The sequence below is a fragment of the Martelella sp. AMO21009 genome, assembly GCF_053484295.1.
In genome coordinates this window covers 102,752-113,929 of the sequence record NZ_JBAKFR010000014.1, presented here as the reverse complement: position 1 = coordinate 113,929, position 11,178 = coordinate 102,752, and the positions used below count along the sequence as shown (strand labels likewise).

At 63.1% G+C, this 11,178-nt stretch carries 11 protein-coding genes and 1 tRNA gene (1 of these 12 running past the window's edge); 6 read left to right on the top strand and 6 right to left on the bottom strand.

The genetic code is table 11. The features are described 5' to 3' along the window. Nucleotides 1-145 precede the first annotated feature (145 nt). The 5 genes from V6766_RS15835 to sfsA all read right to left on the bottom strand — a co-directional run bounded on the left by V6766_RS15835 (nucleotide 146) and on the right by sfsA (nucleotide 5,027). On the bottom strand, nucleotides 146-961 hold the full coding sequence (locus V6766_RS15835) for an aminoglycoside phosphotransferase family protein (RefSeq protein ID WP_448468034.1): 816 nt from the start codon (nucleotides 959-961) through the stop codon (nucleotides 146-148). A 3-nt stretch (nucleotides 962-964) separates the two neighbouring features. Then, nucleotides 965-2,377: a Si-specific NAD(P)(+) transhydrogenase gene (gene sthA, locus V6766_RS15830; protein WP_448468032.1), complete on the bottom strand. Its 1,413-nt coding sequence runs from the start codon at nucleotides 2,375-2,377 to the stop codon at nucleotides 965-967. Nucleotides 2,378-2,605: 228 nt separating this feature from the next. After that, on the bottom strand, nucleotides 2,606-3,403 hold the full coding sequence (radC, locus tag V6766_RS15825) for a RadC family protein (protein WP_448468030.1): 798 nt from the start codon (nucleotides 3,401-3,403) through the stop codon (nucleotides 2,606-2,608). A 50-nt stretch (nucleotides 3,404-3,453) separates the two neighbouring features. After that, a complete protein-coding gene (map, locus tag V6766_RS15820; RefSeq protein WP_448468028.1) occupies nucleotides 3,454-4,287 on the bottom strand; it encodes a type I methionyl aminopeptidase in 834 nt (277 codons plus the stop codon). Between the two features lie 32 nt (nucleotides 4,288-4,319). Beyond that, entirely contained in the window at nucleotides 4,320-5,027 is a 708-nt protein-coding gene (sfsA, locus tag V6766_RS15815; protein ID WP_448468026.1) for a DNA/RNA nuclease SfsA, read from the bottom strand. Nucleotides 5,028-5,092: 65 nt separating this feature from the next. Here sfsA and V6766_RS15810 point away from each other — a divergent pair, with 65 nt between their 5' ends. From V6766_RS15810 to recJ, 6 genes are all read left to right on the top strand, one after another. Next, entirely contained in the window at nucleotides 5,093-5,485 is a 393-nt protein-coding gene (locus tag V6766_RS15810) for a GFA family protein (protein ID WP_448468024.1), read from the top strand. A gap of 78 nt (nucleotides 5,486-5,563) precedes the next feature. Continuing rightward, nucleotides 5,564-5,758 carry a hypothetical protein gene (locus V6766_RS15805; protein ID WP_448468022.1) on the top strand — a complete coding sequence of 65 codons (195 nt, stop codon included), beginning with the start codon at nucleotides 5,564-5,566 and terminating at the stop codon, nucleotides 5,756-5,758. Between the two features lie 183 nt (nucleotides 5,759-5,941). Next, nucleotides 5,942-7,159, top strand: a complete 1,218-nt coding sequence (locus tag V6766_RS15800) for an LL-diaminopimelate aminotransferase (RefSeq protein WP_448468020.1) — start codon at nucleotides 5,942-5,944, stop codon at nucleotides 7,157-7,159. A gap of 168 nt (nucleotides 7,160-7,327) precedes the next feature. Beyond that, the gene (locus tag V6766_RS15795) at nucleotides 7,328-7,729 is read left to right on the top strand and encodes an acyl carrier protein (protein WP_448468018.1); all 402 of its coding nucleotides are present in this window, start codon (nucleotides 7,328-7,330) and stop codon (nucleotides 7,727-7,729) included. Nucleotides 7,730-7,861: 132 nt separating this feature from the next. Then, a complete protein-coding gene (locus V6766_RS15790) occupies nucleotides 7,862-9,175 on the top strand; it encodes a homoserine dehydrogenase (protein WP_448468016.1) in 1,314 nt (437 codons plus the stop codon). Between the two features lie 119 nt (nucleotides 9,176-9,294). Continuing rightward, nucleotides 9,295-11,109, top strand: a complete 1,815-nt coding sequence (gene recJ / locus V6766_RS15785; protein ID WP_448468014.1) for a single-stranded-DNA-specific exonuclease RecJ — start codon at nucleotides 9,295-9,297, stop codon at nucleotides 11,107-11,109. Nucleotides 11,110-11,157: 48 nt separating this feature from the next. On the opposite strand, the gene V6766_RS15780 is transcribed toward recJ, so the two are convergent. Then, nucleotides 11,158-11,178 (bottom strand) — tRNA-Glu (locus V6766_RS15780); it runs 154 nt beyond the window's last position.

The following is an 11,178-nucleotide window of genomic DNA, read 5'->3' as shown; positions in this document are numbered from 1 at the left end:
GGCCTCGGACTATGCCGACTTGTTCAAAGGCAGCTTTTAATCAGTAACAAAACCAATTCCAGTGGTTCAAGCGCAGCGTTTCAAACCTCCGCCTATGGCGGAGGTACGTGATTTGTTGCCTGTCGATCTCCAAGGTTCTCGACTGTCAGCCTTGCGCAAGCCGGTCGAGCGCGAACCCTCCGACCGTCAGTGGAATTTCGGCTCGGGGATCGTCATCCCGCTGGAACCAGATGGCCGACAGGCCGCACCAGGCGATGATCCAGCGGAGCAGGCGCGTCCGGTCGAGATCGGCGGCCGCTGAAATGATGTCCAGTCGGCGGTCGAAGCGGTTCTGGTCGCGCGCGATCATCGCGTCCGGGACATCGATATCCGGATTGCAGAAGATATTGGCGAAGTCGAAGGCGCGCTCGCCGTAAAGGCCCTTGGGATCGATGGCGAGAAAGCCGCGTTCGCCGAAATCCAGAATATTGCCGTGGTGCAGATCGCCGTGAAGCGGGCGGGTATCCTGCGGATCATCCAGCAGCCGGCGCGCCTCGGCTGCCGCCCGGTCGAGGAATGGGCGGTTGCCGGGCGACGCCTCCAGCAGCGCCCGGAAGTAGCGGTCGAGCGGCGTCAGCGCGGGCAAAGGGGCAGGGCGGTCGGCATGCAGACGCGCGGCGGTGGCGCAGATCTGGCGGCAGGCGCGGTCTTCCTCGCCGGCAAGCGACAGTGCGGCCAGCGCAACCGGCCCCTTCGCCCGCTCCATAAGAATCACATCGCCGTCTTGCGCGAGAATGCGCACTGCGCCATCGCCGTCCCACCATTTGAGCAGAACTGCACCGATGGCTTCCTCAGGGTCGGTGAACCGCTTCAGCATTGCCGGCGCCCGGTCGCGAAGCACCGGCAGCAATGTGCCGGTCGCCGTCACGATCGGCGGTCCGTCCGGCGTCAGCCGCCATTTGGCCAGCAGCGTGTCGAACACGCCCTATTCCTGCTCAGCGGCTTCCAGCATCGCGATCCTGTTCGAAGCATCGAGGCCGGCGATCTTGTAGGCTTCGGCAAGCGTCGGATAGTTGAAGGTGTTCTCGACGAAGTATTCCACCGTGCCCTTCAGGTTCAGCACCGCCTGGCCGATATGGATCAGTTCGGTCGCACCCTCGCCGACGATATGGACGCCGAGCAGGCGGTGGGTCTTCAACGAGAAGATCATCTTCAGCAGGCCGTTCTGGATGCCCATGATATGGCCGCGCGAGGTCTCGCGGAAGAAGGCGATGCCGCATTCATAGGCGATGCCGCGTTCCTGGATTTCCTCCTCGGTCATGCCGCAGGTCGACATTTCCGGCACGGCATAGATGCCGTAGGGGAAGAATTGCGGCGGCTCCTCGGCTTCCGCGCCGACGGCGTGGCGGGCGGCGATCCGGCCCTGTTCCATCGAGGTCGAGGCAAGGGCCGGAAAACCGATCACATCGCCGGCGGCGTAGATATGCGGCACATCGGTCTGGAAGGTGATCGGATCGACCTTGATGCGGCCGCGACGATCGGCCTCCAGCCCAACGGACTGCAGGTTCAGCGTGTCGGTCGCGCCCTGGCGGCCGGCGGCGAAAAGCACCGATTCGGCCATCAGCACCCGGCCGTTGGAGAGCGTGACGCGGGCCTTGCCATCAGCGATCTTCTCAACCTTGTCGGCGCCGGCACCGAACAGCAGCTTGACGTTGCGGTCGCGCAGTTGGGCGGCGAAATTGTCGCGGATCTCGCGGTCGATGAAATCCAGCATGCTGTCGCGCGGCTCGACCACGATCACCTGGGTATCGAGCGCGGAAAAGATCGTTGCATATTCGATACCGATCACGCCGGCGCCGACGACGATCATCGAGCGGGGAATATGCGGGATGTTCAGCAGTTCGTCGCTGTCCATCACCGTCTGGCCATCGAAGGGCACGTTCGGCGGCCGGTAGGGCCGCGTGCCGACAGCGATCAGCACGGCCTTGGCGTTCACGCGCTGGATTTCGCCGCTGTCCTTCTCGATCTCGATCGTGTTTGCATCGACGAAATGGGCGAAGCCGCGCACCTGATCGACGCGGTTACGCTCGAACTGCCATTCCAGAACGTCGATCTCGTAGTCCAGTGTCTTGATCAGGCGGGCGCGCAGATCGTCGGCAGTGATCTTCTGCTTGACCCGGTAGGAGCGGCCGTAGAAGCCGCGCTCGCGCCAGCCGGTGAGGTTCAGCACGGTTTCGCGCATCGTCTTGGAGGGGATGGTGCCGGTGTGGACGGAGACCCCGCCCACCTGAGAGCCCTTGTCGATGACGAGCGCGGTCTTGCCAAGCTTGGCGGCCTGCACCGCGGCGCGCCGGCCGGCCGGGCCGCTGCCGATGACGACCAGATCGTAAGAATTCATAAAATCACCCCGATTTGGTTATTCAAATTCAAAGAGATGTGCCGGAAGGCACAATCCTATCGTTCTGCCGCATGTCCGCCGTCGCCGGATGATACCGCCTGACATGCGAAATGCTCTACGTGAGATGGTTCCCGCGCCGCAACAGCGCGGAGTTCGCGGCGCAATATGGTCCCGCTCCGTGATGTTTTCATTACATACAGCCACAAGCTGCAGGCCGAGTCCATGGCCTCAAATCAGCTTTAACCCCTTGAAGCTGACATAGCCATCCTTGCCGATGATGATGTGGTCATGCACCGTGATGCCGAGCGGCTTGGCGCTGTTGATGATCATATGGGTCATGTCGATATCCGCGCGCGAAGGGGTCGGATCGCCGGAGGGGTGATTGTGGACGAGAATGATCGCCGTTGCCGACAGTTCCAGCGCCCGCTTGATCACCTCGCGGGGATAGACCGGCGTATGGTCGATCGTGCCGATGCCCTGGATTTCATCGGCGATCAGCTTGTTGCGCTTGTCGAGGAACAGGATGCGGAACTGTTCGCGGGTCTCGTGCGCCATGGCCGCGTTGCAATAGTCGATCACCGACGACCATGAGCCCAAAATCGGGCGGTCCTTCAGCGAGCTCTTCAGGCTGCGCTGGGCAAGCGCGGACATCAGCTTCAGATCGAAGGCGACGGATTCGCCGATGCCCGAAACCTCCTGCAGCAGTTCCGCCGGCGCGCCGAACACGCCGCCGAGCGAGCCGAACCGCTCGAGCAGCGCCTTGGCGATCGGCTTGGTGTCGCGACGCGGGATCAGCCGGAACAGCAGCAGTTCGAGGATTTCGTAGTCGGCGAGCGCGTTGGCCCCGCTTTCCCTGAATCGGGCGCGCAGCCGGTCGCGATGGCCGTGAACATGGCTTGGCGTCTTGTCACGGATATCGCCGCCCCGAAACGGGCGTTCGGGCGGCTGGTCGGCGAAGAAGGTCCGCTCGTCGGGTCCGTCTTCTTCAAGGCCGGCTGGTTTGCCTTTGGCGGGCGGTTTCTTCATGCGGCTCCTGGAGCGATAGCAGGCAACATCGGTTCCAATCCTGAAACGGCCTAAAGCGCGGGCGTCAGACCCGGACGGTCGAAGCCGCCGGGCGACAGCGTGAAAACCTCGCAGCCATCGCTGGTGACGCCGACGGTGTGCTCGTACTGGGCCGAAAGCGAGCGGTCGCGGGTCACCGCGGTCCAGCCGTCGTTCAGCACCTTTACATGCGGCTTGCCGAGGTTGAGCATCGGCTCGATGGTGAAGATCATGCCTTCCTTCAGCTCCGGTCCCTCGTTCTTGCGGCCGTAATGCAGAATGTTCGGCGCGTCATGAAACAGCCGGCCGACGCCGTGGCCGCAGAAATCGCGCACCACCGAACAGCGCTCGCTTTCGGCATAGGTCTGGATCGCCTCGCCGATCGCGCCGGTGCGCGCGCCGGGCTTCACGGCGGCAATGCCACGCAGCAGCGATTCGTAGGTTACTTCCAGCAACCGTTCCGCCGCCCGCTTCAACTGCCCCACCGGATACATCCGGCTCGAATCGCCGTGCCAGCCGTCGAGGATATAGGTAACGTCGACATTGATGATGTCGCCCTCGCGCAGCGGCTTGGCATTGGGCATACCGTGGCAGACGACATGGTTGATCGAGGTGCAGCTTGAATATTTGTAGCCGCGATAGCCGAGCGTTGCCGGCACCACGCCGTGGTCGAGGCCATACTGCAGCACGTGGCGGTCGATCTCCTCGGTGGTGACGCCGGGCTTGATCAGATCGGCGAGGCTGTCGAGACAGCCGGCGGTGATGCGGCAGACCTGGCGCATCTTCTCGAAGGCCGCTTCATCATAAAGGCGGATCGTACCGTCATTCTTCAGCGGCGCTGTTGCCGCATCGGCGTAATTTACCATGGTCATCCTCCGCACCGCCCTGGCGTGTGCGCTTACATGTTATCAACCAATACTGTACCATCTGGCGTGATGCTGTCACGGGATACATTGCATTTTATCGCATAGGCCTCGACGCCGGCGCGACGGGCGCATTCGAAGGCCTCGGCATAGACCGGGTCAAGATCGGCGGCGATGGCGAAGCGTTCGCAATCGCGGCGCTGGATCAGATAGACCATCGCCGCCCGTTTTCCAGCCGCGACCATATCCGCAAGCTCGGCCAGATGCCGGGTTCCGCGTGCCGTCGGCGTATCGGGAAATTCCGCAAGGCCGGGCGTGCGGATGAAATGGACATTCTTGACCTCGATGTAAAGGTCGGGCCGATCCTCGGCCGACAGCAGCATGTCGATGCGGCTCTGGCGGCCATATTTCTGCTCGCGCCGGATCACGGGGTAATCGGCAAAATCGGCCACCATCCCCTTGCGGATCGCCTCCTCGGCAAGTCGGTTCGGCAGGCCGGTATTGACGCCGACCACGGTGCCATCGGCCTCGATTAGCTCGAAGCGGTGGGGATATTTGCGCTTGCCGTCGTCATTGCGCGACAGCCAGATGCGCGAGCCGGGGGTATTGAGGCCGAGCATCGAGCCGGTATTGGGGCAGGAGCCGGTGATCGTCTCGCCGGTGTCCTCCAGAACGGCATCGAACAGAAAGCGCTTGTAGCGCCGGATCAGCGTTGCCGGTATCAATGGTGGATCGAATTGCATGGACTGGCGTTTTATCCTCTCACGCGTCGCTTGCAAGAGGCGGCCGCCAATACGGAGTAAAGCTGATGGAATGGATAACGGGCGGATGCCTTTGCGGCAGGGTGCGGATAGCGGTGTCGGGCGAGCCCTATCGGGTAGGCGTGTGCCATTGCCTCGATTGCCGCAAGCATCACGGCGCGCCGTTCCAGGCGGCCGCGATCTTCCCCGAAACCGCCGTCAGCATTGCAGGCGAAGCGAGCTGCTTCGAAGACAGGTACTTCTGCCCGACCTGTGGTTCGCCGGTCTATGCGGTGAGCGGCGGCGAAATCGAGATCAATCTCGGCACGTTCGATCAGCCGGACCGCTTCAAGCCGACCTATGAACTATGGACCATCCGCCGCGAATCCTGGCTTCCGCCGCTGCCGGTCGCCCATCGCTACGAGCGTGACCGGGAAGGCGAGGGGCGAACGGAAGACTGACCAGCTTGCACCCGGCCGCCAAACCGGGCAGATTTGCCCGGGACTGATTTGCGCCGCCGCGGCGAACGGAGAGATGTGATGAAATTCGGCCGGATGATCCTGAGTGTAACCCTTGTGGCGGCGGCCTCGCTTCTTGCCGCCTGCTCCACGACCTGCGGCGAGCCGGATGTCTGCGATACCGGAACGGCGGCCTATCCCCAGTTTACCGATGAGGAGGTCGCGACCATGACGACCAAGCTCGACGGGCTGGCCGGCATTCCCGCCGCACAGTAAGCTTCCAAAAGCCTCCGTTCCTGCTTTCCTCTGTGGCAAGGATGAAACAGAGTATTAGGATTTCTGCCGCAAAATCGACGCAAGTGCAGTTGATTGTTGCGTCGGGCCGGTTTTTCCTGCTCTCGTTTCGACGATCCTTCGAAAGGTGAGGATCGTTCAACCCAGTGTTCCAAGAGGAAGAAGATGGAAGAGTTCCACAAGGTCAGGCGTCTGCCGCCATACGTTTTCGAACAGGTCAACCGTTTGAAAGCGAGCGCGCGAGCGGCGGGCGCCGATATCATCGACCTTGGCATGGGCAATCCCGATCTTCCGACCCCGCAATCCGTGGTCGACAAGCTGTGCGAGGTCGTGCGCGATCCGCGCACCCACCGCTATTCCTCGTCCAAGGGCATTCCGGGCCTGCGCCGCGCGCAGGCCGGCTATTATGCCCGCCGTTTCGGCGTCAAGCTGAACCCGGAGACGGAAATCGTCGCCACGCTCGGCTCCAAGGAAGGCTTTGCCAACATGGCGCAGGCGATCACCGCGCCCGGCGACATGATCCTTTGTCCCAACCCGACCTACCCGATCCACGCCTTCGGTTTCCTGATGGCCGGCGGGGTGATCCGTTCGATCCCGGTGGAGCCGGATGACAGCTTCTTCGGACCGGTCGAGCGGGCGGTCAAGCACTCGATCCCGAAGCCGATCGCGCTGGTGCTCAACTACCCGTCGAACCCGACCGCGCAGGTGGCAAGCCTTGATTTCTACCGCGAGGTCGTCGCCTTCGCGAAGAAGCACGAGCTTATCGTGCTCTCCGATCTTGCCTATTCGGAAATCTATTTCGACGGCGCGCCGCCACCCTCCGTGCTGCAGGTTCCGGGCGCCAAGGATGTGGCTGTCGAGTTCACTTCGATGTCCAAGACCTATTCCATGCCCGGCTGGCGCATGGGCTTCGCCGTCGGCAATGAACGGCTGATCTCGGCGCTCGCCCGCGTGAAATCCTATCTCGATTACGGCGCCTTCACCCCGATCCAGGTTGCCGCCACCCATGCGCTCAATGGCGACGGTTCGGATATCGAGGAGGTGCGTTCGATCTACCACAAGCGCCGCGACGTCATGGTCGAAAGCTTCGCCAAGGCCGGCTGGCAGGTGACACCGCCGGCGGCGACCATGTTCGCCTGGGCGAAGATCCCCGAGCCGTTTGCTGAAATGGGTTCGCTCGAGTTCTCCAAGCTCTTGGTGGAAAAGGCCGATGTGGCCGTTGCCCCCGGCATCGGCTTTGGCGAGCAGGGCGACGACCATGTACGCATTGCGCTGGTCGAGAACGAGCATCGTATCCGCCAGGCCGCCCGTAACCTCAAGCGCTTCTTCGCCACCACTCAGGTCGCGCCCGACAACATCGTGTCGCTGAAGGCGCATCGGTAGCGTAGCGAAAAGGCGCGCTCCTGTCTTGTAGTTCGATCAGGAAGGCGAAGGCTTTCCTGATCGCCCAATATTCATGCCAGGTTCATAACCGGTACCGCATTCTTCCGACGAGATTTAGTTTATCACCGGGGAATAATCTTCTTTTAAATCAGGAATGGTAGCGCTATCATGAATAACAAGAGAAACCTTGCGGGAACGGTCTATGTTGGGGATTTGCCTGGCTGGCCGGCGAAACCGGCGCTCGCGGCAGGGCTTCAAGCGGAGGAACTGCAAATGCATGAAACCTTTAGCCGCGTAAAGAAAACGATCATCGCCGTCATCGGCTCGGCCGAGCGCGACGTTGTGGAACTGGCTACGCTGGACGATCTGGGCATTAACTCGATCGACATCCTCGAATTGGGAATGGCTCTCGAGGACGAGTTCGCCGTGGTGATTATGGATGAATATCTTTTCTCCAGCACCACCGTTGGCGATCTCGTCAAAATTATACACAAATCGCGGGCCCACTATTCGCAACTCGCGCACCCGGCGGAAGTATTCGTCCGCAGCGAAGGTGAGGCAGGAGCGTGAATGTCTCCGCTTGTCCTGTGCTGGCCCTTCCAAATTTCCCGCCTCGGAATGTTCCATTTGCCGGCGAAACGATCTAAATGAAGCGCGGACGCTTGTGTCCGGACGTGAAATTCGGGTCAGTAGGAATACCCCATGGCAGATGCCCTTAAAATCGGCGTCGCCGGTCTTGGAACCGTCGGCGCTTCGCTTGTGCGCATCATCAGCGAGCGACATGAAAACCTTGCCACCGCCTGCGGTCGCGCCATTACGGTGACGGCAGTTGCGGCGCGCGACCGAACCAAGGATCGCGGCATCGATGTCACCTCCGCCACATGGTACGACGATCCGGCGGCGATGGCGCGCGAGGGCGACATCGACGTGCTGGTCGAACTGATCGGCGGCGCGAGCGGGGCGGCGAAGGACGCGGTGAACGCGGCGCTTGAGCGCGGCATTCATGTCGTGACCGCCAACAAGGCGCTTCTTGCCGAAGACGGCGTTGCTCTCGCCGCCAAGGCTGAGGAAAAGGGCGTGCTGCTGAATTTCGAGGCGGCCGTCGCCGGCGGCATTCCGGTGATCAAGGCCGTGCGCGAATCGCTCACCGGCAACGCCATGACCCGTGTCTACGGCATCATGAACGGCACCTGCAATTACATCCTGACGCGGATGGAGAAGGAAGGGCTTTCCTTCGAGGACTGCCTGAAGGAGGCCCAGCGGCTCGGCTATGCCGAGGCCGATCCGTCCTTCGACATCAACGGCAATGACACCGCCCACAAGCTCGCGATCCTGACATCGCTTGCCTTTGGTTGCGAGATTTCCTGCGACGATATCTATCTCGAGGGCATCTCGAACATCACCCAGGACGATATCCGCGCGGCGGCCGAGCTCGGCTATCGCATCAAGCTCTTGGGCGTTGCCCAGCGCACCGGCGGCGGCATCGAGCAGCGCGTGCATCCGACCATGGTGCCGCATGACACCGTGATCGCCCAGGTCGACGGGGTCACCAACGCGGTGGCGATCGAATCCGATATCCTTGGCGACCTGCTGATGGTCGGCCCGGGGGCGGGCGGCGACGCCACGGCCTCCGCCGTGCTCGGCGATATCGCCGACATCGCCAAATCGCGCCCCGGCGCGCAGACCGTGCCGGCGCTCGGCCGGCCGGCGAAATCGCTGGAGCCCTACAAGCGGGCGCGCATGCGCAGCCATGAGGGCGGCTATTTCATCCGCATGCGGGTGGCGGACCGGATCGGCGTGATCGCGGCGATTGCCCGGCGTATGGCCGACAACCAGATTTCTCTGGAGTCGATCGTGCAGCATTCGGCCAATGGCGAGCGCGACGCGCCGACCAAGACCATCATCATGGTTACCCACGCGACCACCGAGCTTTCGATCCGCAACGCGGTGAAGGCGATGGAGAGCGATGGCTATATCGTCGGCAAACCGCAGGTCATTCGCATCGAAAAGCCTTGAAACACGGTTCATACTGCGGCTTTGCGCGCCGGCCGCCATGCGTCGTCTCGATCAGCCGATGACATCGGGGCGACGTTGGCGCTATGAAGGGAAAGACTTCAACGCGGAGCCGAGGCCTGATGACTGACAATGCCGCCCAGCGCAAGGCGAGCCCAAGGGCGTTTCTGGGCGTGGAGTGCTCCGCGCGGCAACTGCGTTGGGTGCCGCGTCTGGGCCCGGCCGGTGAAAACCGGGCGCTGGCCATGGCGCAGAACCATGGCCTTTCCGAGCTGATTGCCCGCGTTCTCGCTGGCCGCGATGTGCCGGTTGACGATGCCCCCGCCTTTCTCGATCCCACGCTGCGCTCGCTGATGCCGGATCCGTTCAGCCTGACCGATTGCGAGGCCGCTGTCGCCCGGCTCCTCGATGCCGTCAAGCGGTCCGAAAAAGTGGCGATCTTCGGCGATTATGACGTTGACGGAGCCTGCTCCTCGGCGCTCATGTACCGCTTCCTCACCATGCTTGGCCTTGAAGTCGAGATCTACATTCCCGACCGCATCTTCGAAGGCTATGGGCCCAACCCGCAGGCGATCGAAAGCCTGATACGGGACGGCGCGAAACTGATCGTGACCGTCGACTGCGGCTCCACAAGCCACGAATCGCTCGCCGCCACCAGGGCGCACGGCGTCGATGTCGTGGTGATCGACCACCATCAGGTCGGCGTTGACCTGCCGGACTGCGCGGCCCTGGTGAACCCCAACCGCGAGGACGATCTTTCCGGGCAGGGGCATCTCTGTGCCGCCGGCGTGGTGTTCCTTGTTCTGGTGGCCGCACACAGGGCTTTGCGGCAGGCCGGCGACATGCGCGCCGGCCGCATCGATCTTCTCTCCTGGCTCGATCTGGTGGCGCTGGCGACGGTTTGCGATGTGGTGCCGCTGAAGGGCCTGAACCGCGCCTATGTGGTCAAGGGCCTGATCATTGCCCGTTCGCTCGCCAATCCCGGCCTTGCCGCGCTGTTCAAGCGGGCGGGCCTTGCCGGCCCGGTGACGCCCTATCACCTCGGCTTCCTGATCGGCCCGCGCATCAATGCCGGCGGGCGGATCGGCGACGCGGCGCTCGGCAGCAGGCTTCTGACGGTCGATGACACGGAGGAGGCCGAGGCGATCGCCGAACGCCTCGACCAGCTCAACCGCGAGCGGCAGGCGATCGAGGCGGCGATGCTGCAGGAGGCCGAGGCCGACGCGATCGCCGAATTCGGCGATGGCAGCGGCGCGGGCGTGATCGTCACCGCGCGGCAGGGCTGGCATCCCGGCATTGTCGGCCTTCTGGCCTCGCGGCTGAAGGATCGATTCGGGCGACCGGCCTTCGCCATCGCCTTCGATGCCAATGGCCGTGGCACCGGCTCCGGGCGCTCGATCTCGGGTTTCGATCTCGGGCGCATGGTGCGTCTCGCGGTGGAGCAGGGGCTGCTGGTCAAGGGCGGAGGCCATGCCATGGCCGCCGGCCTGACAGTGTATTGGGAAAAGCTGTCCCCGCTTCGGGCCTTTTTCGAGGATCACGCCCGTGATGCCGTCGAGGCGCTGGCCGCCGATGCGGTGCTGAAGATCGACGGCGCGCTCAGCGCCTCTGGCGCGACGCTTGATCTGATCGACCGGCTGGAAGCGGCAGGCCCCTATGGCTCCGGCCATCCGCAGCCGGTGTTCGCGCTGCCGCAGCATCGGGTGCGCGACGCCCGGGTGATCGGCGCCGGCGGTCATGTGAAGGTGCGGCTTGAAAGCGCGGAGGGCACGACGCTCGACGCAATCGCCTTCCGCGCCGCCGACAAGCCGCTAGGCGAGCTTCTGCTTGGCAGCCGCGGGCGCAGCCTGCATGTCGCGGGAACGCTTACCGGTGATCACTGGCAGGGCCAGCGCCGGGTGCAGCTTCGAATCATTGATGCGGCCGTTACGTCATAAGATGAAATGCGGGGAATTCTTTCGGCCGGGAAACCGAAGGTATTGAAATGGCACGCCCTAGGGGAATCG